Source organism: Saccharopolyspora soli (genome assembly GCF_022678645.1).
Lineage (GTDB): Bacteria > Actinomycetota > Actinomycetes > Mycobacteriales > Pseudonocardiaceae > Saccharopolyspora > Saccharopolyspora soli.
The window spans coordinates 22,335-44,695 of record NZ_JALBWV010000010.1 but is presented as its reverse complement, the minus strand read 5'-3'; the positions used below and the strand labels follow the sequence as shown (position 1 = coordinate 44,695).

The following is a 22,361-nucleotide window of genomic DNA, read 5'->3' as shown; positions in this document are numbered from 1 at the left end:
CACGTTCGGAAGACGCGCGAGAGCCTCCATGGTTCCCATCGCCGTACCGGTGATCGACACCGGGGTCCGGGCCAAGTGTGCTCGCCGCCCAACCCGGCCGCCCGGAAAACGACCAGATTCCCGGCGAACCCGCAGCTCAGCCCAGTATCCGAGGAACCGCTGAGCGACCACCCGCACGAAAAACGAGTTTCAGGCGTTGTCGCGGGCCTTGGCGCGGGAGCGCTCGCGAGCTCGGGTGGTGCTGTCCAGAACCGTTTTGCGCACCCGGATCGCCGTCGGTCCCACCTCGACGCACTCGTCGGCGGAGCAGAACTCCAGCGCCTCCTCCAGCGCGAGCGCGCGCGGCTTGGCCAGCCGCTCCAGCTCGTCCGCGGTGGAGGACCGCACGTTGGTGAGCTTCTTCTCCTTGGTGATGTTGACGTCGAGGTCCTCGGCGCGCGGGTTCTCCCCGACCACCATGCCCTCGTACACCTCGTTGCCCGGCGACACGAAGAAGCTGCCGCGGTCGGCCAACTGCAGCAGCGCGTAGGTGGTCGCCGCGCCCGCCCGGTCGGCCACCAGCGAACCGGTGTGCCGGGTGCGCAGCTCGCCCACCCACGGGAAGTAGCCCTCGAAGACGTGGTTGGCGATGCCGGTGCCGCGGGTCTCGGTGAGGAATTCGGTGCGGAACCCGATCAGGCCGCGGGCGGGCACCACGTACTCCAGCTTGATGCGGCCGGTACCGTGCCCGTCCATCGTCTCCATCCGACCTTTGCGCCCGGCCAGCAGCTGGGTGATCGCGCCCAGGTGCTCCTCGGGGGCGTCGATGGTCAGCCGCTCGAACGGCTCGCACAGCCGACCGTCGATGGTCCGGGTGACCACCTGCGGCTTGCCGACGGTGAGTTCGAAGCCCTCCCGGCGCATGGTCTCCACCAGGATCGCCAGCGCCAGCTCGCCGCGGCCCTGCACCTCCCAGGCGTCCGGCCGCTCGGTGGGCAGCACCTTCATGCTGACGTTGCCGATCAGCTCGGCGTCCAACCGGTTCTTGACCAGCCGCGCGGTGACCTTGGTGCCGCCGTTGCGGCCGGTCAGCGGCGAGGTGTTGACGCCGATGGTCATCGAGATGGCCGGGGCGTCGACGGTGATCCGCGGCAGCGGCTCCGGCGAGTCGGGGTCGGCGAGGGTGTCGCCAATGGTGATGTCCGGGATCCCGGCGATGGCGACCAGGTCGCCCGCGGACGCCTGCTCGCAGGGCACCCGGTCGAGGTTCTGGGTGATCAGCAGCTCGGTGAGCCGGACCTTCTCGACGCTGCCGTCGGCGCGGCACCACGCGACGGTCTGGCCCTTGCGCAGGTTGCCGGAGTGGATCCGGCAAAGCGCGATCCGGCCCAGGAACGAGGACGCGTCGAGGTTGGTCACCAGTGCCCGCAGCGGCGCTTCGGTGTCGGCGACCGGCGCGGGCACGTGCTTGAGCAGCACGTCGAACAGCGCGGTCAGGTCTTCCTCGGCGGGCAGCTCGCCGTCCACCGGCTGGGCCAGCGAGGCGCGTCCAGCGCGTGCGGAGGCGTAGACGACCGGCAGGTCCAGGATGGCCTCCATGTCGAGCTCGACCTGTCCGTCGAGCTCGCTGGCCAGCTCCAGCAGCAGGTCGTGGGTCTCCTCGACGACCTCGGCGCAGCGGGCGTCCGGCCGGTCGACCTTGTTCACCACCAAGATCACCGGCAGCCCGGCGGCCAGCGTCTTGCGCAGCACGAACCGGGTCTGCGGCAGCGGGCCCTCGCTGGCGTCCACCAGCAGCAGCACGCCGTCCACCATCGACAGGGCGCGCTCCACCTCGCCACCGAAGTCGGCGTGACCTGGGGTGTCCACCACGTTGATGGTCACCGGCCCCTCCCCGGTCTCCCGGCGGACCGCGGTGTTCTTGGCCAGGATCGTGATGCCCTTCTCCCGCTCCAGGTCGTTGGAGTCCATCACGCGGTCGATGAGCTCGGCGCGTTCGGAGAAGGCCCCGGACTGCCGCAACATGGCGTCCACCAGGGTGGTCTTGCCGTGATCGACGTGCGCGACGATCGCTACGTTGCGCAGATCGCTGCGAATGGGGGCGGCGACGCTGGTGGCGGACACGCGGGTACTCCTGGCTCGGCATGGAAGGGGCGCGGCGGTTCGTCGACTTGGTCGGATGCCGGTGTCCCGTAGAGGCACCGAGCCGCGGCTCCACTGCGCCCGTGGTGCGGAGCTGATGGTGCAGCGCCCCTGCGGGCGCAGGGGCACGCGCGTCGACGCGCGGCTGCACCCAGCCTAGTGCAACCTGATGCGGGACCGGCCGTCGCGTGCTCAGCGCAACAGTCGACGCCGGTGCCCGACATCAAGTTCGCCAACCGCGGTTAGGTTCGCCTAGCCTGTGCCCAACCCCGTCTCGCATCGGAAAGACAAACCGTGGGCAAAGGCACCATCAAGGTCAAAAAGAAATGTTGCCGCTCGCAACCACCCTGCAACAGTTGCCCGATCGTGGTACTGCGAAAGTTGTTGCGCGACGCCAAGGCGGAAGAGGTCAAGAAAACGCAAAAGAACGACAATAAGACGGCAAAGAAAAAGGGCGCGAAATGATCTGGCCGCGGCGCTCGCCGTGGCTGGGGGTAGGTGGCGGGGCTACCTCCGCGCGACCGTGGTCAGCGGGTCGGCGTACTTCGCCAACTCGGGGATCGTCCGTCGCGCCTGGAATTCGATCACCTCGTAGCGGACCAGTTTGTGCAGCGCGAACGGGTCGGTCGCGAGGATGGCGTCCAGTCTGCCGCGGGACATCGCCCGCGCGATGATCACCCCGCCGCTGCGTGGGTGGCGGTGTCCGGCGGCGATGAAGTCGCCAGCGTCGTAATGCTGGGTTACCCATTCGTAGTGATCTACCAGTTGGGCATCGATATCCGATTCCGGCGCGGTGTATTGCAGCAGCACTACAAACATTCTTTCACGGTAGCCCTTCGACTTGACCGCTGCCGATCACCAAGCGGTAACATTGCGGCGTGCGCGCAATGTTGAGCATCTGGTGGGCCGCCAGCGGGCGGCCCGTCAGCATCGCGCACTGAAGACGCAGATCATCGGCCGCTCGTCCGGGCGGCCGAGCATTGCGAGGTCGATCCGGTGGTAGCCACCAACACACCAGGAGAGACCAATGACACGCTTGTCCGGAATCACCCCATCTGGCCACGTCCAGCTCGGCAACTACCTCGGCGCCGTGCGGCGGTGGGCGGCTGAGCGCCAACCCGCGGACCTGTTCTTCGTCTCCGACCTGCACGCCATGACCGCACCGCACCGACCGCAGCGGCTGCGCGCGCTCACCCGCGAGCAGTTCGCGGTGCTGCTCGCGGCTGGCATCGATCCGGACTCGGTGTTCGTGCAGTCCGATCTGGCCGGTGAGCTGGGGACGCTGAACTGGATCCTGGAGTGCACCTGCTCCTACGGCGAGGCCGCCCGGATGGTGCAGTTCAAGGAGAAGGGCGCCGGGCAGGAGTCGGTGCGGGTCGGCCTGCTGACCTACCCGGTGCTGATGGCCGCCGACATCCTGCTGCAGGGCGCGACGGAGGTGCCGGTCGGTAGCGACCAGGACCAGCACGTGGAGCTGGCCCGCACGCTGGCCCGCCGGTTCAACGCGAACTACGGAGACGTGTTCACCGTCCCGGAGGCCGTGGTGCCCAAGACCGCGGCGCGGATCCGCGACCTGTCCGACCCGAACCGCAAGATGGAGAAGTCCAACCAGCAGTCCCCCGGTGTGGTGTTCGTGCTCGACGAGCCCGACGTCATCCGCCGCAAGTTCCGGCGGGCGGTCACCGACGGCCTCGACGAGGTGCGCTACGACCCGGAGGGTCGTCCGGGAGTGGCGAACCTGCTGGAGATCCTCGCCGCCTGCAAGGACACGAGTCCTTACACCGCAACGGAAGCCGCGAGCACCTACGCGGACCTCAAGGAAGCCGTGGCGGAGGCGGTGATCGAGCAACTGCGACCGGTGCGCGACCGCGCTCGGGAGCTGCTGGCCGACCCGGCGGAGCTGGACCGCATCCGGGCCCACGGCGCGAAGCGGGCGAGCGAGCGAGCCCAGCCGCGCATCCAAGCCGCCCTCCGGGTGACCGGGTTGCGCTGATTTTGCCAGGTGAGGGGCACCTGTGACCCAGTTACTCGGTCACGGGTGCCCCTCACCTCTCCATATCTGCGCTTTCGTTCACTAGTTCGAGTGGATCACCTGGCGAACACGTGATCAGTGCCGACAACCTGGACTCATGGGTACTGTGATGGAAAGCAACACCGCGTTCTCGGTCGAGAGGAGTGCCGCCGTGGCTGCACCAGCGTTCGACCCGCACGCACCGTTCGATCCGCTCGTGGATCTGGACGGTCTGTGGACGCCCGAGCTCGCCGACAGGTACCTACCGATTCCGGGGATGCCCCCGGCCAAGTACGAGTGCCTGGACGGGAAGCTGATTGTGAGTCCCTACGAAGGTTCCGCGAACGTCTATGCGGCGGACGAGCTCTACCTCCGGATGCGCGCACCTGCGCGTCGCCTTGGTGGCAACGCCTACACGACGCTGAACGTCGAGATGCCGCAGATCTCGGCGATGCGGTGGGCACAACCCGACTTTGCGGTGCTTCGGGAACCAGCACGTGGACGTGTCTGGATTCCAACCCAGGCAGTCCTACTCATCGGCGAGTGCGTGTCGAAGTCGAGCCGTCACAACGATTACGTGGACAAACCTGCGGAGTACGCCAAGGCTGGTATCCCGTATTTCATGCGGGTTGATATTGCCAGGGAGCGCGAACGCGTTTCGGTGGAACTGCTGCGTTTGGAAGACGGCGAGTACCGGGACCATGCCAAGGCGCTGGACGGCCAGACCTTCGAGACTGAGCTGCCGTTCTCGCTGTCGTTCGATCCTGCGGAGCTGCTGGAGCTCTAGGCATCACTCAGCACGTTCCGGAGGGAGTGGACGAGGACTCGGTCGGCGTCCAGCCAGTCGAGTTCGGTCAGCTCGTCCGCCGTCACCCAGCGAACTTCGTGGTGTTCCACCGCCTTCGGGACGGCCGTCGGGTCCACCAGTTCGGCCGTGTGGATGCGCAGCAGCATCCCGTTGTTGAGCGGGACGTCCGTGCCGACCCGGCCGGTCGGGCGCACTTCGACGGCGAGCTCTTCCTGGCATTCCCGCACCACTGCGGCGGGTTCGTCCTCGTCGGGCTCGACTCGGCCGCCGGGCAGTTCCCAGCGTCCGGCGTCCGGCGCCGGGTAGCGGCGTTGCTGGGCCAGCAATCGTCCCTTATGGACGATTGCGGTGCCGACGACGATCGGGCGCGTGGCCCAGGATTCGGCGAGCTCCCGGACTCCGGCGATGCGGGCGGCCAGCACCTCAAGCACAAAACGGCGGACAACGGTGATGTCGGCGAGCCGTCCCAGCGGACCGCACGGCGTCGTCCAGTGCACCGAATCGGTGAGCAGGGTCCGGGGGCCGACCTCGGCGAGCACCGACTCGTGGCGCAACTCCGGCAGCGGGCCGGAAACCAGCACAGAACTCATCGCGTCGGCGTCGGCGCGCACGATTCGAGTGGTCAGATCAGCAGGGAGGAAGGCGATTCTGGTGTGGAAGACGATTTCGTCGCCGGGCACGAGCAGTGCGGCCGGGCGGGTCGCGGCGTGGCCGCTGACGCCGACGTCGGCAAGTCCGACCTCGGCCGTCCGGGTGTGCCGCAGCGCGGCCCCCACCGTGGCCGGAGGTGCCGCGATCAGTCCCGTGCTCCGCAAAACCGACACGTGCGCACATCTTGCCCGATCCAGCCCGACCTGCTGCCGCCGCCCAGGTCTTTCAAACGGCGTAGCCGTTTGCGGTGTCGGACTCAGCTCGCACCGCCGCGGGTTCTCGCCGCTCGGCTCCGCCGCCGCGGCTCAGCCCTCGGCCCGGTACCGGGGCCACCGCGCCTCGACGCGGGCTCCGCCGCCCGGCGCCGCCGCGGCGCGGACTGCTCCGCCTCGGCGGCGCACCGCCTCGGCCACCAGCGCGAGCCCGAGTCCGGCTCCGCCGGTGCTGCGCGCCCGATCCGGCTCGACCCGGTAGAACCGGTCGAACACCCGGCGACGGTGCGCCACCGGGATCCCCGGCCCGTCGTCGTCCACCACCAACCGCACCCAGTCCACACCGGAGGAGCCCATGCCATCAGCGAAAACCGAGACCCGCACTGACGTCCGGGTGTAGCGCAACGCATTGCCGACGATGTTGTCCAACACGGTCGACACTTCCGCCGGATCGGCCAGGACCAGCACCGGCCGAGCCGGGACGTCGACCGTGATCTGCGGCCCGTCAGGCAGTGCGAGCCGGTCGGCGGCAGTCCGCACCGCGGTGCCGAGATCGACCGGCTGCCCCGGCGCAGCCGTGTCGCGCTCCGCCCGAGCCAACGCGAGCAGGCTTTCCACCAGGGCGGACAGGCGTTGGGCCTCGTGCGCGATGTCCTGCAGGGTCTCGTGGGCGAGTTCCGGATCCGGATGCACGACGGCGACTTCGGCTTGGGCGCGGATCGACGCGACCGGGTTGCGCAGTTCGTGCGCGGCGTCGCCGGTGAACCGGCGCAACCGTTCGGTGTCGACGTCGCGCCGGGCGAGCATCGTGTTGAGCTCCTCGGCGAGCGCGCGGATCTCGTCGGCGGCTTCGGGCACCGGCAACCGGTGGCCTTCGGGGAGTCCGGCGGCGGCCACCCGCATCCGTTCCACCGGGCGCAGGGATCGGCGCACCACCAACCAGGTGGCCAACCCGACGAGTGCGGCGGCGAGGATCGAACCGAAGCTCAGCAGCTGACCGGTTCTGCCCGCGGTGTCGGTGAATCCGACCAGTCGAGCACCGGTGGCGACGAGCAGTGGTCGGCCGGTCGGGTCGTGCACGACGACGCCGCGCCACCTGTGCAGTTCGGCGGGGGGCTCGAAGTCGAGCACGCCGTCGCCGGATCGCAGCTCATCGATCTGCCAGTGGTGCAGGTTCGGTTCGGGCAGCGAGTCGAGCGGCGCTCCCGAGCTGTCCAGCACGCGGACGTCCGGGTTTGCCACTACGGCCGGTGCGGCACCGCTGGCGAGTTGACGCGCGGCGGCGGTGGCGGTGCGCTGCAGGTCGGAGTCGACCGATTCGATCAGCAGCCAGCTGACGATCCCGGTGCTCGCGTGCGCGATCACGCCGAGACCGATCAATGCGACGACAGCGGCGACCACGCTGGTCCGGAACTGGATGGTGCGGCGGTGCCACCACCGGCGCAGACGCCTGATCATGCCGGTTCGGCGCAGACGCGGTAGCCCTGGCCGCGCACGGTCTGCACCACTTCCCCGGCACCGACCGCGGCGAGCTTGCGACGTAGATAACCGACGTAGACCTCGACGACGTTGCGGGTGACGAACTGCTCCTCGCCCCACACCATGCGCAGCAGATCGTCCTTCGGCACCACGGCTTCCGGGTGGCTGGCGAGCGCGACCAGCAGTCCGTACTCGCGGGGCGAAAGCGCGATCGGCTCGCCCGCCCACCGCACCTCGCGGGTGTCGCGGTCGATCTCCAACGCGCCGACCCGCAGGCTCACCTGCCGACCGGCGGTGTCACGCCGCCGCAGCAACGCGCGGACCTGCGCGACCAGCACCAGGAAGGAGAAGGGTTTGACCAGGTAACCGTCCGCGCCGAGATCCAGCCCGTCGGCCTGGTCGACCTCGCCGTTCTTCGCCGAGATCAACAGCACCGGCGTGGTCACGTCCTGGCCGCGCATCCGTTCCAGCACCCGGTAACCGGACAGGCCGGGCAGCATCACGTCCAGCACCACGACGTCGAAGGCACCGGTCAGGGCCAGGCGCAGGGCATCGGTGCCGTCGGAAGCGACGGTCACCTCCATGCCTTCGGCGGACAGGCCGCGGCGCAGCGCGGCCCGAACTCCCGGCTCGTCGTCCACCACCAGCACCCGCGGCACCATGGCCCAAGCATGCCGATCCGCTGCCCCCGGAGGCATCGAATCTCAGCCGGTTCTCAGCTGCGCGCCCCTTTCTCAGGCTGATCTCAGCAACAGCCAGCCGGGAAATGCGCGGTAGACCCGGATCGGCCGATCACCATCCGAAGTGGATCCGCAGCCGTCGGTAACGGTGGACTGTGATCTCCCTCGCCAACGACTCGCCCGGCTAACGCCGGGCCATCCGCTTGCGACAGAAGTCGCTCGCGCCTCGGTCGGAACCCGCGCCGCATGCCGCCGAGACCGGCGAAACCAGTGGCCAACCGCCATTCGCGAACTCGATCAAGCGTTGCGAAAGTAGCAAGAGAACACCATGTTCAACCGCCTAGAACAGCCGGGGGCTTGACATATCTACCCAGCATATGGCGGCTTGACAGCCTCGATCGGGTCCGCAAAGGTCGATGCGATCGATTGACTGATCAATCAGTCGCAGGTCGAAACGCAAGCGCCAGCGGGGCGCTGTCGCGACGCCCTCGTGCCGCCCGAACGGCCACGTCACCGGCGCTCACCGCGCCGACGGGTGCCCCGCAAGACACAGGAGGTTCCGCCGGATGCCGAGCAGCGGGCAGTCGAACCCCGGCCCGAGTCGTCGCGACTTCCTCCGGTACGTCGCGATCGGCGCCGGTGCGGTGGGCGCGGGTGCCGTCGTCACCGGGTGCGCGGGCGGTGCGGTGCGCAAGGCGCCGATCCCATCCGGACCGCCGCAGTACGGCGGACGGTTGCGGGTCGGCATCGTCGGCGGTTCCAGCAAGGACACCCTGGACGCGCACGCCACGGTGACCCACCCCGACCAGGCCCGCATCTTCCAGCTCTACGACACGCTGCTGCGGTTCAACGACGACTACCAGGTCGAACCGTCCCTGGCCGAGTCCGTGGAGGCCGATTCGCAGGCGCTGACCTGGACGATCCGGCTGCGCGAAGGCGTCGAGTTCCACAACGGGAAGACCCTCGGCGCCGAGGACGTGATCCACACCCTGCGCCGCATCGCGGACCCGGCGGACCCGAAGAACGGTGCCGTCGGGCTCAGCTCGCTGGACCTCAACGCCATGCAGGCGCTGGACCCGCGGACCGTCCGGCTGACCCTGTCGCGTCCGGACGTCACGCTGCCCGACCAGTTCGCCGAGTACGCCAACGGAATCGTGCCGGTCGACTACGACCCGAACCGGCCGGTCGGCAGCGGCCCGTTCACCTTCGATTCCTTCGAACCCGGCCAGCAGAGCCTGTTCACCAAGCACCGCAACTACTGGCGCAGCGGCGAGCCGTACCTGGACGAGGTCCTGATCATCGACTTCCCGGACGACACCGCCCGGATCAACGCGTTGCTCGGCGGCCAGGTCGATGCGATCGACCAGGTGCCGCTGGGACTGCTGCGGGTGCTCGACGCCGACCCGAACCTGCGGTTGCTGGAATCGCAGACCGGTTCGTGGATCCCGTTCACCATGCGGGTGGACCGGCCGCCGTTCGACGACGTCCGGGTGCGGCAGGCGTTCCGGCTCGTCGTGGACCGCGAGCAGATGATCAAGCAGGTGCTCGGCGGTCACGGCACCATCGGCAACGACGTGTACTCGCCAGCGGATCCGCTGTACAACTCGACCTTGCCGCAGCGCAAGCGCGACGTGGCCGGGGCTCGGCAGTTGCTGCGCGAGGCGGGCAAGGAGAACCTGACCGTCGAGTTGGTGACCTCGCCGGTGGCGGCCGGTGTGGTGGAAGCCGCGCAGGTGTTCGCCCAGCAGGCCGCCGACGCCGGGATCACCGTCAACATCCGCCGGGTGGACTCCGGTGAGTTCTACGGCGACATGTACCTGTCCTGGGATTTCGCGCAGGACTACTGGTACACCCGGAACTTCCTGGCGCAGGCGGGTTCCGGCAGCCTGCCCGATGCGGCCTACAACGAAACGCACTGGAACCACCCGGAATTCAACGACCTCGTCTACCAGGCGCGAGCCACCGCGGATCCGGCGCGCCGCAAGGAGCTCATCGCGCGGGCGCAGCAGATCGAGTGGGAAAGCGGTGGCTACCTCATCTGGGGCTTCCCGAACCAGCTCGACGCGCACAGCGTCCGGGTCGTCGGGCTGGCCCCGGACCGCAGCGGGGCTCCGTTGAACTCCTACGGCTTCCGACACGCGTGGCTGGCGCAGTGAGGACGGTGCACCAATGACTCGGTTGCTGGTCAAGCGGATTCTGCTCGGCGTGGTCATCCTGTGGGCCGTGTCGGTGGTGGTCTTCCTGGCCACCCAAGCGCTGCCCGGTGACGCCGCCCGAGCCATCCTGGGCCGCGAAGCCACCCCGGAGCGGTTGGCCGCGCTGCGCGAGCAGTTGCACCTCGACGAGCCGATGTGGTTGCAGTACTTCTCGTGGTTGGGCAACATCTTCCGGCTCGACCTCGGCGAGTCCTACGCCAACGGCATGCCAGTGACGGAACTGCTGGGCTCGCGGCTGAACAACTCGCTGGCCCTGATGTTGTGCGCCGCGCTGATCAGCGTGCCGCTGTCCATCCTGGTCGGCACCTACAGCGCGCTGCGGCGCGACAGGACCTTCGACCACGCGACCTCGGTGGTCAGCCTGGTGCTGGCGTCACTGCCGGAGTTCGTGGTCGGCATCGTGCTGGTGCTGATCTTCTCCACTGGGGTGCTCAACCTGCTGCCCGCGGTGTACGTGATGACCGGCTCGGGTTCGGTGTGGAGCGATCCGACCCAGCTGGTGCTGCCGACGCTGACGATGGTGCTCGCGGTCTCGCCGTACATCGTTCGCATCATGCGCGCCACCATGATCGAGGTGCTGGAAAGCGAGTACGTGCAACAGGCGCGGCTGAAGGGATTGCCGGAGCGCACCGTGATCCTGCGGCACGCACTGCCGAACTCGATCGGACCGGTGGCGCAGGTGATCGCGCTGCAGCTGGCCTGGCTGGCCGGTGGTGTGGTCATCGTCGAGTTCCTGTTCCGCTTCCCCGGTATCGGGTTCGCGCTGGTGGATGCGGTGAACAATCGCGACCTGCCGGTGGTGCAGACGCTGACCCTGGCCATCGCGGCCGTGTACATCGTCGTGAACCTGCTGGCCGACGTGGTGAGTCTGGCCGCCAATCCGAAGGTGAGGTCCGCCGCGCGATGACCACGACTGCGCAAACCCACGCAGCTCCGTCCACTGCGGTGCCCCGCGCGGCTGGCGTGTGGCGGGACGCGCTGCGGCTGCCGCGCACCAAGATCGGCCTCGCACTCTCGGTCCTGGTGGTGCTGACCGCGGTCGTCGGGCCGCTGCTGGCGCCGCACGGTGCCACCGAATTCGTCGACACCCCGTTCTCCAACCCGACCGCGAGTTCCTGGTTCGGCACGGACAACCTGGGCCGCGACGTGCTAACCCGGTTCCTCCACGGTGGACAGACGTTGCTGGTGCTAGCGGTATTGGCCACGCTGCTCGGTGTCGGGCTCGGCGCGCTGCTGGGCATGTACGCCGGGTACCGGCGCGGCTGGCTGGACGAACTGCTGATGCGCTTCGGCGACATCGCGCTGGCCTTCCCGCAGGTGGTGCTGGCGCTGCTGTTCGTGAGCGTCATCGGCCCGCAGCTGTGGTTGCTGGTGCTGGTGGTCGGCGGCAGCCATCTGCCGCGCGTGATGCGCGTGGTGCGGGCCGCGACGCTGTCGGTCGCCGAACGCGACTTCGTCAAGTCGGCCGAGGCGATCGGGGTGTCCCGGCTTCGAATCCTGCTCGGCGAAATCCTGCCGAACGTCACCGGGACCGTGCTGGTCGAGCTCGGGCTGCGGTTGAACTACTCGATCGGGCTGGTCGCCGGGCTGAGCTTCCTCGGCCTGGGCTTGCAGCCGCCGACCGCGGACTGGGGCCTGATGATCAACGAGAACCGGATCGCGCTGACGGTGCAGCCGTGGGCGGTGGTGTTGCCGGTGCTGGCGATCGCGGTGCTGACCATCGGCACCAACCTGGTGGCCGACGGCCTGGCCCGCTCGGTCGCCGGAGTCGACCGCGGCGTCGAGAAGGACCACTGATGGTCACGTTCGCTGCGTGCGGCGCGGGTCGCAGAACTGGCGATTTCGCGCGAAATCGGCCACGGCCGAGTCCCGCACAGCTACCTCGAAGACAGGCTCTGAGGTCCCGTCACTCGCACTGCCGCGCAAGACGAGCCTGGAATTCGCAACCGACCCGTTGGGGGTGCTGATGTCTGCCACTGCTTTGGACGCAGCCGGGGTGGAGATCCGGGGTGTGCCTTCCGAGGCCGCCATCGTCGCCGACGTGTCGTTCACCTTGGCACCGGGCGAGATCCTCGGCCTGATCGGGGAATCCGGCTCCGGCAAGACCACGCTCGGCCTGGCGATGCTGCGCTACTGCAAGCGCGGCACCCGCATCGCCGACGGCCGCATCCGGGTCGGCGACACCGAGCTGACCGACCTGCCGCCGAAGCAGGCCGCCGCACTGCGCGGTCGCCGCGTCGCCTACATCCCCCAGTCGCCGGGCTCCGCGCTCAACCCGGCCCTGAAGCTGTACACCCAGCTCGCCGAGGGGGTGCACGACGTCTCCGGCAGCGCCGCGGCGGACCGGATCATGCAGGTGCTCGCCGAGGTCGCGCTGCCCAACGACGACGAGTTCCTGCGCCGCTACCCGCACCAGCTCTCCGGTGGTCAGCAGCAGCGCATCGCGATCGCGATGGCGTTCGTGGGCCGACCGGAGGTCGTGGTGCTGGACGAGCCGACCACCGGTCTGGACGTCACCACCCAGAAGCGGGTGCTGACCACGATCCGCGAGATGTGCGAACGGCACGGCACGGCAGGGGTGTACATCTCGCACGACATGGCGGTGGTCGCCGAGTTGGCCGACCGCATCGCGGTGATGTACTCCGGTCGCATCGTGGAGACCGGGCCGACCACCGAGGTGCTCAACGAGCCGCGCCACCACTACACGGCCGGTTTGGTGCTCGCGGTGCCGGACCTGGACGGCGAGCGGGCGATGCAGGCCATCGACGGTCAGGCGCCGTCGCCGCTGGATCGCCCGGCGGGCTGCGCATTCGCGCCCCGCTGCGCTGCGGCGACCGACGAGTGCCGCACCGACGTGCCGCTGGTTCAGGAGTTGGCCGCTGGTCACGAAATCCGTTGCCTACACCCGCGTTCCGGCCGACTGGTCGCCGATCCTCGGGTGTCGCAACCCGTCTCGGAAGCGGTCGAACCAGTCCTGGAGGTGCGCGAGGTCCGGGCGTGGTACACCGATACCGCTGTCCTGCAGGACGTTTCGCTGGCCGTCTCCGCCGGTTCCTGCCTGGCACTGCTGGGCGAATCCGGCAGCGGCAAGACGACGCTCTCCCGCTGCCTGGCCGGGCTGCACCCGAAGCACGAGGGTTCGGTGCTGCTGCACGGCACCGAACTGGCCCCCAGCAGCACCAAGCGGACCCGCGAGCAGCGCCGACAGGTCCAGTACGTGTTCCAGAACCCGTACGAATCGCTGAATCCGCGCCGCCGGGTGCGCGACCTGGTGGCGCAGCCCATCTCGGTGCTCGGTGGTGATTCCGAGGGCACGGATCGGGTGATCGAGGCGCTGGAACTCGCCGCGCTGCGCCCGGACATCGCCGAACGCTACCCGGACCAGCTCAGCGGCGGCGAGCGCCAACGCGTGGCGATCGCTCGCGCCCTGGTCACCCGACCCGAGGTGTTGATCTGCGACGAAATCACCTCGGCGCTGGACGTCTCGGTGCAGTCGGCGATCGTCGACCTGCTCCAGGACCTGCGGGAGAAGATGGGACTGGCGCTGGTGTTCGTCACGCACAACATCGCGTTGGTGCGCAACATCGCGCAGCAGGTGGCCATCCTGCGGGACGGGCGGATCGTCGAGCAGGCACCGGCCGAAGAGGTGTTCACCGCGCCGCGGCACGAGTACACGCGGTCGTTGCTGTCCGACGCACCCAACTTCCACTTGGAGGCGAGGAGCTGATGCCGGTCGCAGCGGGGTTCGAGCGGGTCGCCGCGGAATTCGCCGAGATCGTCGCCGACGACGACGCGGGGGCCGCGTTCACCGTGTTCCGCGACGGGGCGCAGATCGTCGATCTGCAGGGCGGACACCGCAACCCCGAGGGCACCGAGCCCATGACGACCGACACGCTGATGCCGGTGTTCTCCGGTACGAAGGGTCTCGTCGCCACCGGTATCGCGTTGCTGATCGACAGCGGCTCGATCGACCCGGAAGCACCCGTGGCCCGGTATTGGCCGGAGTTCGGCGCGGCGGGCAAGCAGGACGTCGAGGTCCGGCAACTGCTTTCGCACTCGGCCGGATTGCCGTATCCGCAGCGTCCGGTCACCCGCGAGGAGTCGACGGACAACCAGGCGATGGCGGCATTGCTGGCCGCACAGCGTCCACTGTGGCCAGTCGGTACCACCACCGCGTACCACGCGCTGACCTACGGCTGGCTGGCCGCCGAGCTCGTCCGGCGGGTCGACGGCCGGGAGATCGGCGAGTACCTGCGGACCGAACTCGCCGAGCGGATCCCGGCCGACTGCTGGCTGGGCCTGCCGGAATCGGAGTGGACCCGCACCGGGCGGCGCTGGCGAGCCGCCGACTACCAGGTGGCGAACCGGCTGAACACCCCGGAAGCGTTGGCCTACCGCGACAAGGTCTACGGCAATCCGCCCACGCTGCTGGGCACTGATTCGCCGTGGAACACCCCGGCCTGGTGGCGCAGCGGGACGCCAGGCGGCGGTGCGATGGCGTCCTCGCGCGGCATGGCGGCGGTGTATTCGGCGCTGGTGAGCGGGAAACTGGTCAGCGCGTGGACGCTCGACCGCATCCGCCAGGAGGAAAGCCGGGGCACGGATCCGGGCACGGGTCGACCGCTGGTGTTCGGACTGGGCTACGAACTGCAGGACTCGATGCGGACCTACGGTCCGGAAGCCACCGGCTTCGGGCACAGCGGCGCGGGCGGTTCGCTGTTCGGCTGCTGGCCACGCCTGGGCGTGGCGTTCGCCTTCAGTCCCTGCCTGATGCGAACCGAGGGCTTCGACAACCGCTCCCACCGCCTCCTGACCGCACTCCACACCTGCCTCTAACGCCGCACAATTTCGCGAGAAATCGCGAACCGCTCGGACGGGTTCGGCTACCGACACCGCCACGCAAAACGAGCTTGTAGGAGGGTGCGCGGATTGGGCGTGGCGTGGGCGGTCTTCAAGCAAGCGGCGGTAGCCGCTTTCGGTGGTAGACCGCCGCCGCGACGCTCAACTGGCCCCGTGCCCGCTCTTGGCAGACCGTTCATCCTGATGATCAAATGCGTGCACTGTGCCCGGCGCGGTCCGCCGGTTCGCGGTCGTAGCCTCGGTCGCATGGACTTCGAGGTGGACGACTCGCGGGCCCGCGTGGATCGCGATGCGGTGTGGGATTTCCTTTCCACACAGGCGTATTGGGGCCGTTGGCGGCGGCGCGAGCACGTCGAGCAGCAGATCGACCTCGCCTGGCGGGTGGTGGGCGCCTACCGCAAGCCCGACGGTCGACTGCTCGGCTTCGCGCGGGCGTTCTCCGACGGGGTGGCCAGCGCGTACCTCGCCGATGTCTTCGTGATCCCGCAGGCGCGTGGCCACGGCGTGGGGAAAGCCCTGGTGCAGGCGATGATCGAGGACGGCCCCGGCCGGAACTTCCGCTGGATGCTGCACACCGACGACGCCCACGGCCTCTACCGCGCCTACGGCTTCGCCGAACCCGACCACACGTACCTGGAGCGTCCGTCCCGACAGGGCTCGTAACCGGTCCTTCAGACGGTCGCGGTGGCCGTCGTCGTCCACCATCATGGTCGGTATGGCAGAGCTGCTGACAGACGACCAGGTGACCGAAGCGCTCAACCACTTGACGGACTGGCACCACGAAGCCGGGAAGCTCACGCGAACGGTGGAGATGGCCAACTTCCCGCAGGCCATCCAGGCGGTGAACCGAATCGCGGAGATCGCGGAGCAGGAGGACCACCACCCGGACATCGACGTGCGCTGGCGCAAGCTCACCTTCTACTGCATCACCCACTACAAGGGCGGCATCACGCAGGCGGACGTATCGCTGGCGCAGGAGATCGACTCCGTGATCGACGCCTTCGAGCAGAGCTGAGGCCGGGCCTCGCCGCGCCCTCGCGAGTGCTCAACCGTGCTGGAGCCCGGCTACGCACTCACGACCGTCAGGCTCCGGCGAGGTCTGCGGCTTCGAAGGCGCATCCCCAGGACAACGCGACGCCGCAGCCGCCGTGGCCGTAGTTGTGGATGATGCGCGCGCCTTCGTAGCGCTCCGCCTCCACCCGCACCGCGTCGCGGCCAGGCCGCAGCCCCACCTGTTCCGCGAGCACTTCGGCATCGGCCAGTCGCGGCTCGACCGCGGCGCACCGACGCCGGATGCCCGCGCTGACGTCGTCGCGCGGTGTGCGGTCCCAGTCGTGCTCCACCGCCACGCCGCCGAGCACCACCCGGTCGCCATGCGGCAGGTAGCCGACGAACTCTTCGGAGTTGGTCAGCTCGATGAAGTATTCGTCGAGCCCGGGATTGCGCACGATGACGTGCTGGCCGCGCACCGGGTGGACGCCCGGATCGCCGACCAGCTCACACGCGCCCACGCCCGTGCAGTTGACGACCGTCGCCGCTTCCGCGACCGCGTCGGCCAGCGATGTCACGGGGCTGAGCAGCAACTCGCCACCGGCGTCCTGGAACCTGTCCACCAGGTAGTCGAGGTAGCGCGGCATGTCGATCAGCGGCACGGTCGCGCGGTAACCGCTGACGAACCCCTCGGGCAGCTCCGCAGGCGTGCAACGCCGCAGGTCAGGGATCAGTTTCGTCTCGGCTGGCAGCGTGTCGCCGAGGTCGGCCCGGGCGGCCATCCGGCCTGCGGCGAGGTGCACGCCGGACGCCTCGTCGCGAGCGAGCGCGGTGAACTCGGCGTGCGACCGGGTCACCCAGTACAGCACCCGGTCGGCCGGTCGCAGCATCGCCGGACCCCACATCGCGCCAGCGACCGCGGAGGTCGTGTCCTGCGGCCGGTCGGCCGTCCGGATCCGCACGCGCCGGCCCGCCTCGGCGAGCACGACCCCAGTGGTCAGGCCCTGCACTCCCGCGCCGATCACCAGCACCGGATCCGCGGATTCGGTCATCTTGGACACGCTAGCAGCCCGCGAATTCGATGGCCTCGAACGCGCCACCCAGCTCGGGAGCCAGTGCCCGGTGCGCGACGGACCGGAACTCCTCGGGCGCGAGCCGCCCGGCGCCCTCCGGCATCGCACCGAGCAGCGGAGCGCCCATCACTTCTGGCAGATCTGCGACATTGCAGCGCGCCGCGAGATCCGGCGCGGCAGGCCAGCTGCCGATGACCGCCCCGGCACAACGCAATCCGCGAACTCTCAGCGCTTCCGCTGTCAGCGCCGCGACATTGAGCGTGCCGAGCCCGGCGTGCACCACCACGAGCACCGGCGCGGACAACTCGATCGCAGCGTCCGCAAGCGTGCCACCGGTGTCGTCGTAGCGGACGAGCAGACCACCAGCCCCCTCGACCAGCACCAGCTCGTGCTCCGCCGCCAGCTCCGCCGCAGCCGCCGCCACGGCCTTCGGCCGCACCGGCGGTGCTCCTGCCCGTCGCGCGGCTGTCGCTGGCGCGAGCGGCTCCGGGTACCGCGCGAGCTCCACCGCGGCTACGCCGCTGAGCCGCGCGACCGTCGCGGTGTCACCGGCTTCGCCGTCGGCGACACCGGTTTGCGCGGCCTTGAGCACCGCAACGCTGCTGGCGAGCGCGGCGATGGCCGCAGTGACGATGGTCTTGCCGACCTCAGTCCCGGTGCCGGTCACGAAAAAGATCGACATCAACCCTCCTGAGCAGCGGAAATCATCGCAGTGGTGATGCGCGCGAGGTCGTCGTCGCCGGTGATGAACGGCGGCATCGCGTAGATCAGGTCGCGGAAGGGCCGCAGCCACGCACCGTGCCGAACGGCCGCAGCAGTCGCTTTGGCCATGTCGACCGGTCGATCGACCTGCACCACGCCGATCGCCCCCAGCACGCGCACGTCTACGACTCCGGGGACCGCGAGCGCCGGTTCGAGCCCGGCGCGCAGTCCGGCCTCGATCCGTTTGACCTCCCGCCGCCAGTCCTGGTCGAGCAGCACGTCCAGCGACGCGTTCGCGACCGACGCGGCCAGCGGGTTGGCCATGAAAGTCGGCCCGTGCGCAAGCGCCGGGATCCCAGCTGCGAGCCGCTCGGTACACAGCGTGGCGGCCATCGTCAGGTAGCCGCCGGTGAGCGCCTTGCCCAGGCACATCACGTCCGGGCGCACTCCGGCATGGTCGGCGGCGAACAGCTCCCCAGTGCGCCCGAAGCCGGTGGCGATCTCGTCGAAGATCAGCAGGACGTCGTGCGCATCGCAGAGCTCACGAAGTTTCCGCAGGTAACCAGGGCTGTGAAAGCGCATCCCACCGGCACCCTGCACCACCGGCTCCACGATCACCGCGGCCAGTTCCCCGGCATGTCGCGCCAGCAGTGCGGCCAGCTGGTCGGCGTAGTCCTCGTCGTAATCCGCCGGTGGGGCGTCCGCGAACACCTGCTCGGCGAGCACCCCGCGCCACAGGTGGTGCATGCCGCCCTCGGGATCGCAGACCGACATCGGATGCCAGGTGTCGCCGTGGTAGCCACCCCGCCAGGTCAGCAGTCGGTGCTTCTCCGGACGGCCGGTGCAACGCCAGTACTGCAGGCACATCTTGATGGCGACCTCCACGGACACCGAGCCGGAGTCGGCGAGGAAGACGTGCGGCAGCGACGTCAGCTCCGCGAGTCGGGTGGCCAGCCGGATCGCGGGCTCGTGGGTCAGTCCGCCGAACATCACGTGGCTCATCCGGTCGACCTGCTCGCGCACCGCCTGGTCGAGGACCGGGTGCCGGTACCCGTGGATCGCGGCCCACCAGGACGACATCCCGTCGACCAGCTCCCCGACTCCGGCGACCCGCAGCCGCACGCCCCGCGCGGATTCCACCAGGAAGGGCCGGTCCACGCCGGGCATCGGACCGTAGGGGTGCCACACGTGCTCGCGATCCAGCGCCAGGAGCCGCTCAAGCACTACGATTTTCCCTGCACTTCAACGAATTCGACGACATGCCGAGATCATGCCGAAGGCCGCCGACGCAACGCACCAGCGGCACGCACAACATCCGCGCGGTTCAATTGTTCACTTCGGACAGTGATCGATGACGCACGCCCGTGCGAGGGTTGCCGCATGTCCTCGGCTTTCGACTGGATCGACCAGCGAATCGAACAGCGGCAACGCGCCGGTCTGACCAGAACCCTGCGACCTCGGCGATCCGATGACACCGGTCTCGACTTGGCCAGCAACGACTACCTCGGCCTGGCACGTGATCCGCGGGTCGTCAGCGCGGCGGCGGACGCGGTTCGCAGGTGGGGCGCGGGCTCGACGGGATCGCGGCTGGTCACCGGCACGACCGAGTTGCACGGCGAACTGGAGGAGCAGCTCGCCGACTTCTACGGCGCCGAAGCCGCGCTGGTGTTCTCCTCGGGCTACACGGCGAATCTGGCGGCCATCACCGCGCTGGCGGACACCCGCATCGTCTCCGACCAGCACAACCACGCCTCGCTGATCGACGGGTGCCGCCTGTCCCGCGCCGAAACCACGATCGCCGCGCACGCGAACGTCAAGTCGGTGCGAGCGCAGCTCCGCGAACGTGCACTGGTTGTGACGGAGTCGGTGTTCTCAGTGGACGGAGACGTTGCGCCGCTGCCCGAACTGCACCGTGCCTGCCGAGAACACGGTGCCGGGCTGCTCGTCGACGATGCCCACGGGCTGGGCGTCATCGGACCTGGCGGAGCAGGAGCGTTCCGCGCGGCTGGTCTGTGCGGTGAACCCGACGTCGTCGCGACCGTGACATTGTCGAAGTCCCTCGGCACCCAAGGCGGCGCAGTGCTCGGGCCGCGCCGCGTCATCCGGCACCTCGCGCAGACGGCCCGGACATTCATCTTCGACACCGGCCTGGCTCCGGCATGCGCCGGAGCGGCGAAGTCCGCGCTGGAGATCCTGCGCGCGGAACCCGACCGAGCCGACCGCGTCCAGCACGTCGCGAAACTGTTCCACAAGGGCCTGGTGGAAACCGGGATTCCGGTCAGCGAGCCGGGCGCGGCGGTGCTGTCGATCCCGGCGGGCTCCCCGGACCAAGCGGTGCGGTGGGCGGCCAGGTGCCGGGAGGAAGGCATCGTCGTCGGCTGCTTCCGCCCACCATCGGTCCCGGACGAGGCGTCCCGCCTACGCCTGACGGCCCGAGCCGACCTCACCGAAGACCAAATCGCCCAGGCCGTCGAAACGATCACGGCTACCCGCACTGACCTTCCTCCCACGACACAGTCGTTCCGCAATGCGAAACCGGACTATCGGATCATCACGCGAACGAGGCCCCTGGGACGGGTCGATCATCGGTCCAGGAAGTCCTGAACAGCAGCAAGCCACGGGCGAGGGTTCTCCGCCGCGATCAGGTGCCCGGATTCGACCTCGACCAGCCGCGCGCCGGGGATCGCACCAGCCAGTTCGCGGGAGTTGTGCGGTGCCACCAGTGTGTCCAGCGTGGTTGCGACGACCAGCGTGGGAACGGTGATCTTCGGCAGGTCGGCGCGGATGTCGATGGTGCGCAGCAGGTCGATGTGATCGCCAGTGCCTACCGGCACACCTTCAGCGGTGCCGCGCAACACCTCAGTCCACTCTTGCGCGCCGAAGGAGTCGAGCACAGCCGGGCTGAAGCAGTTCAGCAGCAAGAAATGCGCGAGTGCATCCCGGTCAGGTCCGTCGAGCAAGCGCTGCCAGAGGTCCAGGTTGAGCCGGAAGTGCCGGTCGGCTCGCGCGAAACCGGCGGTGAGCACGAGCGATGTGACGCGGTCCGGATACCGGGTGGCAGCGCGGACCGCGACCGCCGTGCCCATCGAATAGCCCAGCACCGCGAAGGATTCCACGCCGGATTCGACGGCAGTGGCGACGACGTCGTCCACGAGCCGGTCCAACTCCAGCGGCTGCGGGGACTTCGGGGTCTGCGCCACGCCTGGATAATCCGGTGCGACGACCGTGCGCTGTTCGGCGAGCTGGTCGATGAACGGGAAGTTCGCCGTGCACGACCCACCTGCTCCGTGCGCCAGCAGCAGGCCTGGACCAGAACCACGCACCTCAAAGGACAGTGACATCTGTTCTTCCTTCCACCTCAACAGCCGTGCGCCGAACGGCAGTGGTTGACAGAGCGATCAGTGCGGCGGCGATTCCGATCCCGACGAGCCAGTGCGGTGTGCCGCCGCCGTCCAGCACCCGCCCACCGATCCACGCACCTCCCGCGTTGCCGAGGTTGAACGCCGAGGTGTTCACCGCAACGGTCAACGTCGGCGCACCCGCGGACGCCGCGAATGCGCGGGACTGCAACGCCGGAATGAGTGCGCAACTAACCACGCCCAGCACGAAAACACCCACCGCAGCAGCGATTCGACTCTCCGCGGCGAGCCCGAACGCGGCGAGCACAACGGCCATCCCGACGAGCAGTCCGCGCACCGAACCCCACGGCGCCAGATCGGCCAGCCGACCACCCGCGAAATTCCCGACCAGCCCGCCGACGCCGAACGCCATCAACAGCCAAGCCACCGCTTCGGCCGGGAATCCGGACACGTCGGTGAGAATCGTGGCGATGTAGGTGTAAGGCGTGAACAGCGCGATCTGGGTGAGCACCGTGACCGCGACCACCACGAACACCGCACGGCTGCCCAAGGATTTGATCTCGGCTCGCAGCGAAGAGGTTCCGGCCGCGCTCGGCGTCGGCACCGTGACCGCCACCAAGCCGGTCGCGACCAGGCTGAGCGCGGCGATCGACCAGAACGTCACGCGCCAACCGAATTCATGTCCGATGAACGTGCCCAGCGGCGCACCGAACACGGTCGCCAGGTTCAGCCCGGCGCTGACCACCGCAATCGCCCAACTGCGACGATCCTCGGCCACCAAGGACACGGCCTGCACGAGACCGACCGCGAAGAAGGTGGAGTGCACCAACGCCGCGAGTACCCGAGCGATCATCAGCACGCCGAAGGAACCTGCGACCGCAGCCAGCGCATTGCCCGCGGTGAACACCCCGATCAAGCCGATGAGCAGGGCTTTCCTGGGCACTCGCGTGGTCAGCGCGGTTACCACGGGCCCGGCCAGCGCAACCGTCATCGCATACCCGGTGACGAGCAGACCGGTCGTACCGACCGACACCCGCAGGTCGATCGCGATGTCGGGCAGCACTCCGATCACCGCGTACTCCGCGGTTCCGATGGCGAACACGCAGGCCATCAATGCCATCAACGACCAATACCGCTGCTGACTTCGCATGCCGTCGAAGCTAGAGTTTGACAGTGATGTCAGAGTCAACGAGCCGTGA

21 protein-coding genes are annotated in these 22,361 nt (G+C 68.9%); 11 read left to right on the top strand and 10 right to left on the bottom strand.

What is annotated here, in order from left to right; translation table 11 throughout:
• Positions 1 to 189: 189 nt before the first annotated feature.
• Positions 190 to 2,103 (bottom strand): translational GTPase TypA, encoded by a 1,914-nt coding sequence (typA, locus tag MOQ72_RS09675; RefSeq protein WP_242182162.1) that lies wholly within the window; start codon positions 2,101 to 2,103, stop codon positions 190 to 192.
• A gap of 312 nt (positions 2,104 to 2,415) precedes the next feature.
• On the opposite strand from typA, the gene MOQ72_RS09670 reads away from it, so the two are divergent.
• A complete protein-coding gene (locus tag MOQ72_RS09670) occupies positions 2,416 to 2,586 on the top strand; it encodes a hypothetical protein (protein WP_242182160.1) in 171 nt (56 codons plus the stop codon).
• A gap of 42 nt (positions 2,587 to 2,628) precedes the next feature.
• Here MOQ72_RS09670 and MOQ72_RS09665 read toward each other — a convergent pair whose 3' ends face one another.
• Entirely contained in the window at positions 2,629 to 2,940 is a 312-nt protein-coding gene (locus MOQ72_RS09665; RefSeq protein WP_242182158.1) for a YciI family protein, read from the bottom strand.
• 208 nt (positions 2,941 to 3,148) lie between these two features.
• Here MOQ72_RS09665 and trpS point away from each other — a divergent pair, with 208 nt between their 5' ends.
• Both trpS and MOQ72_RS09655 read left to right on the top strand, forming a co-directional pair.
• Positions 3,149 to 4,114, top strand: a complete 966-nt coding sequence (trpS, locus tag MOQ72_RS09660; protein WP_242182156.1) for a tryptophan--tRNA ligase — start codon at positions 3,149 to 3,151, stop codon at positions 4,112 to 4,114.
• 136 nt (positions 4,115 to 4,250) lie between these two features.
• Entirely contained in the window at positions 4,251 to 4,919 is a 669-nt protein-coding gene (locus tag MOQ72_RS09655; protein ID WP_242182154.1) for a Uma2 family endonuclease, read from the top strand.
• Here the strand turns inward: MOQ72_RS09655 and MOQ72_RS09650 are convergent.
• The 3 genes from MOQ72_RS09650 to MOQ72_RS09640 form a co-directional block, all read right to left on the bottom strand.
• Positions 4,916 to 5,764 carry an NUDIX domain-containing protein gene (locus MOQ72_RS09650; RefSeq protein ID WP_242182152.1) on the bottom strand — a complete coding sequence of 283 codons (849 nt, stop codon included), beginning with the start codon at positions 5,762 to 5,764 and terminating at the stop codon, positions 4,916 to 4,918. The genes MOQ72_RS09655 and MOQ72_RS09650 overlap by 4 nt on opposite strands.
• A gap of 132 nt (positions 5,765 to 5,896) precedes the next feature.
• A complete protein-coding gene (locus MOQ72_RS09645) occupies positions 5,897 to 7,261 on the bottom strand; it encodes a sensor histidine kinase (protein WP_242182150.1) in 1,365 nt (454 codons plus the stop codon).
• Positions 7,258 to 7,944, bottom strand: a complete 687-nt coding sequence (locus tag MOQ72_RS09640; protein WP_242182148.1) for a response regulator transcription factor — start codon at positions 7,942 to 7,944, stop codon at positions 7,258 to 7,260. Before MOQ72_RS09640 ends, MOQ72_RS09645 begins: the two co-directional genes overlap by 4 nt.
• A gap of 584 nt (positions 7,945 to 8,528) precedes the next feature.
• Here MOQ72_RS09640 and MOQ72_RS09635 point away from each other — a divergent pair.
• The 7 genes from MOQ72_RS09635 (at position 8,529) to MOQ72_RS09605 (ending at position 16,053) form a co-directional block, all read left to right on the top strand.
• Positions 8,529 to 10,118: an ABC transporter substrate-binding protein gene (locus MOQ72_RS09635; RefSeq protein WP_242182146.1), complete on the top strand. Its 1,590-nt coding sequence runs from the start codon at positions 8,529 to 8,531 to the stop codon at positions 10,116 to 10,118.
• A 13-nt stretch (positions 10,119 to 10,131) separates the two neighbouring features.
• Complete coding sequence (locus tag MOQ72_RS09630; protein ID WP_242182144.1) at positions 10,132 to 11,085, top strand: ABC transporter permease; 954 nt, start codon at positions 10,132 to 10,134, stop codon at positions 11,083 to 11,085.
• On the top strand, positions 11,082 to 11,975 hold the full coding sequence (locus MOQ72_RS09625; RefSeq protein ID WP_242182142.1) for an ABC transporter permease: 894 nt from the start codon (positions 11,082 to 11,084) through the stop codon (positions 11,973 to 11,975). Before MOQ72_RS09630 ends, MOQ72_RS09625 begins: the two co-directional genes overlap by 4 nt.
• Before the next feature lie 169 nt (positions 11,976 to 12,144).
• Complete coding sequence (locus MOQ72_RS09620; protein ID WP_242182140.1) at positions 12,145 to 13,905, top strand: ABC transporter ATP-binding protein; 1,761 nt, start codon at positions 12,145 to 12,147, stop codon at positions 13,903 to 13,905.
• Complete coding sequence (locus tag MOQ72_RS09615; protein ID WP_242182138.1) at positions 13,905 to 15,014, top strand: serine hydrolase domain-containing protein; 1,110 nt, start codon at positions 13,905 to 13,907, stop codon at positions 15,012 to 15,014. Before MOQ72_RS09620 ends, MOQ72_RS09615 begins: the two co-directional genes overlap by 1 nt.
• 270 nt (positions 15,015 to 15,284) lie before the next feature.
• Entirely contained in the window at positions 15,285 to 15,701 is a 417-nt protein-coding gene (locus tag MOQ72_RS09610) for a GNAT family N-acetyltransferase (RefSeq protein WP_242182135.1), read from the top strand.
• Positions 15,702 to 15,753: 52 nt separating this feature from the next.
• A complete protein-coding gene (locus MOQ72_RS09605; RefSeq protein WP_242182133.1) occupies positions 15,754 to 16,053 on the top strand; it encodes a 4a-hydroxytetrahydrobiopterin dehydratase in 300 nt (99 codons plus the stop codon).
• Between the two features lie 67 nt (positions 16,054 to 16,120).
• Here the strand turns inward: MOQ72_RS09605 and MOQ72_RS09600 are convergent, their stop codons facing one another.
• Genes MOQ72_RS09600 through MOQ72_RS09590 form a run of 3 tightly spaced genes read right to left on the bottom strand, consistent with a single transcriptional unit; the run spans position 16,121 to position 18,970 of the window.
• On the bottom strand, positions 16,121 to 17,080 hold the full coding sequence (locus MOQ72_RS09600) for an FAD-dependent oxidoreductase (RefSeq protein ID WP_242182131.1): 960 nt from the start codon (positions 17,078 to 17,080) through the stop codon (positions 16,121 to 16,123).
• 10 nt (positions 17,081 to 17,090) lie between these two features.
• Positions 17,091 to 17,783, bottom strand: a complete 693-nt coding sequence (gene bioD / locus MOQ72_RS09595; RefSeq protein WP_242182130.1) for a dethiobiotin synthase — start codon at positions 17,781 to 17,783, stop codon at positions 17,091 to 17,093.
• Positions 17,783 to 18,970: an adenosylmethionine--8-amino-7-oxononanoate transaminase gene (locus tag MOQ72_RS09590; RefSeq protein ID WP_242182396.1), complete on the bottom strand. Its 1,188-nt coding sequence runs from the start codon at positions 18,968 to 18,970 to the stop codon at positions 17,783 to 17,785. The genes bioD and MOQ72_RS09590 overlap by 1 nt, the downstream gene beginning before the upstream one ends.
• 213 nt (positions 18,971 to 19,183) lie before the next feature.
• Here MOQ72_RS09590 and MOQ72_RS09585 point away from each other — a divergent pair, with 213 nt between their 5' ends.
• Positions 19,184 to 20,407, top strand: a complete 1,224-nt coding sequence (locus MOQ72_RS09585) for an 8-amino-7-oxononanoate synthase (RefSeq protein WP_242182128.1) — start codon at positions 19,184 to 19,186, stop codon at positions 20,405 to 20,407.
• Here MOQ72_RS09585 and MOQ72_RS09580 read toward each other — a convergent pair.
• The gene (locus MOQ72_RS09580) at positions 20,386 to 21,144 is read right to left on the bottom strand and encodes an alpha/beta fold hydrolase (protein ID WP_242182126.1); all 759 of its coding nucleotides are present in this window, start codon (positions 21,142 to 21,144) and stop codon (positions 20,386 to 20,388) included. The two genes, MOQ72_RS09585 and MOQ72_RS09580, sit on opposite strands and share 22 nt — an antisense overlap.
• Complete coding sequence (locus MOQ72_RS09575) at positions 21,128 to 22,312, bottom strand: MFS transporter (RefSeq protein ID WP_242182124.1); 1,185 nt, start codon at positions 22,310 to 22,312, stop codon at positions 21,128 to 21,130. The genes MOQ72_RS09580 and MOQ72_RS09575 overlap by 17 nt, the downstream gene beginning before the upstream one ends.
• Positions 22,313 to 22,361: the final 49 nt, after the last annotated feature.

Coding starts and splice junctions, on each gene's coding strand:
- MOQ72_RS09600 (WP_242182131.1), bottom strand. CDS start 17,080: ATGACCGAATCCGCGGATCCGGTGCTGGTGATCGGCGCGGGAGTGCAG.
- MOQ72_RS09630 (WP_242182144.1), top strand. CDS start 10,132: ATGACTCGGTTGCTGGTCAAGCGGATTCTGCTCGGCGTGGTCATCCTG.
- MOQ72_RS09610 (WP_242182135.1), top strand. CDS start 15,285: ATGGACTTCGAGGTGGACGACTCGCGGGCCCGCGTGGATCGCGATGCG.
- MOQ72_RS09575 (WP_242182124.1), bottom strand. CDS start 22,312: ATGCGAAGTCAGCAGCGGTATTGGTCGTTGATGGCATTGATGGCCTGC.
- MOQ72_RS09580 (WP_242182126.1), bottom strand. CDS start 21,144: ATGTCACTGTCCTTTGAGGTGCGTGGTTCTGGTCCAGGCCTGCTGCTG.
- bioD (WP_242182130.1), bottom strand. CDS start 17,783: ATGTCGATCTTTTTCGTGACCGGCACCGGGACTGAGGTCGGCAAGACC.
- MOQ72_RS09590 (WP_242182396.1), bottom strand. CDS start 18,970: ATGCCCGGCGTGGACCGGCCCTTCCTGGTGGAATCCGCGCGGGGCGTG.
- MOQ72_RS09645 (WP_242182150.1), bottom strand. CDS start 7,261: ATGATCAGGCGTCTGCGCCGGTGGTGGCACCGCCGCACCATCCAGTTC.
- MOQ72_RS09655 (WP_242182154.1), top strand. CDS start 4,251: ATGGGTACTGTGATGGAAAGCAACACCGCGTTCTCGGTCGAGAGGAGT.
- MOQ72_RS09585 (WP_242182128.1), top strand. CDS start 19,184: ATGTCCTCGGCTTTCGACTGGATCGACCAGCGAATCGAACAGCGGCAA.
- MOQ72_RS09640 (WP_242182148.1), bottom strand. CDS start 7,944: ATGGTGCCGCGGGTGCTGGTGGTGGACGACGAGCCGGGAGTTCGGGCC.
- MOQ72_RS09615 (WP_242182138.1), top strand. CDS start 13,905: ATGCCGGTCGCAGCGGGGTTCGAGCGGGTCGCCGCGGAATTCGCCGAG.
- trpS (WP_242182156.1), top strand. CDS start 3,149: ATGACACGCTTGTCCGGAATCACCCCATCTGGCCACGTCCAGCTCGGC.
- MOQ72_RS09635 (WP_242182146.1), top strand. CDS start 8,529: ATGCCGAGCAGCGGGCAGTCGAACCCCGGCCCGAGTCGTCGCGACTTC.
- MOQ72_RS09605 (WP_242182133.1), top strand. CDS start 15,754: ATGGCAGAGCTGCTGACAGACGACCAGGTGACCGAAGCGCTCAACCAC.
- MOQ72_RS09665 (WP_242182158.1), bottom strand. CDS start 2,940: ATGTTTGTAGTGCTGCTGCAATACACCGCGCCGGAATCGGATATCGAT.
- MOQ72_RS09620 (WP_242182140.1), top strand. CDS start 12,145: ATGTCTGCCACTGCTTTGGACGCAGCCGGGGTGGAGATCCGGGGTGTG.
- MOQ72_RS09625 (WP_242182142.1), top strand. CDS start 11,082: ATGACCACGACTGCGCAAACCCACGCAGCTCCGTCCACTGCGGTGCCC.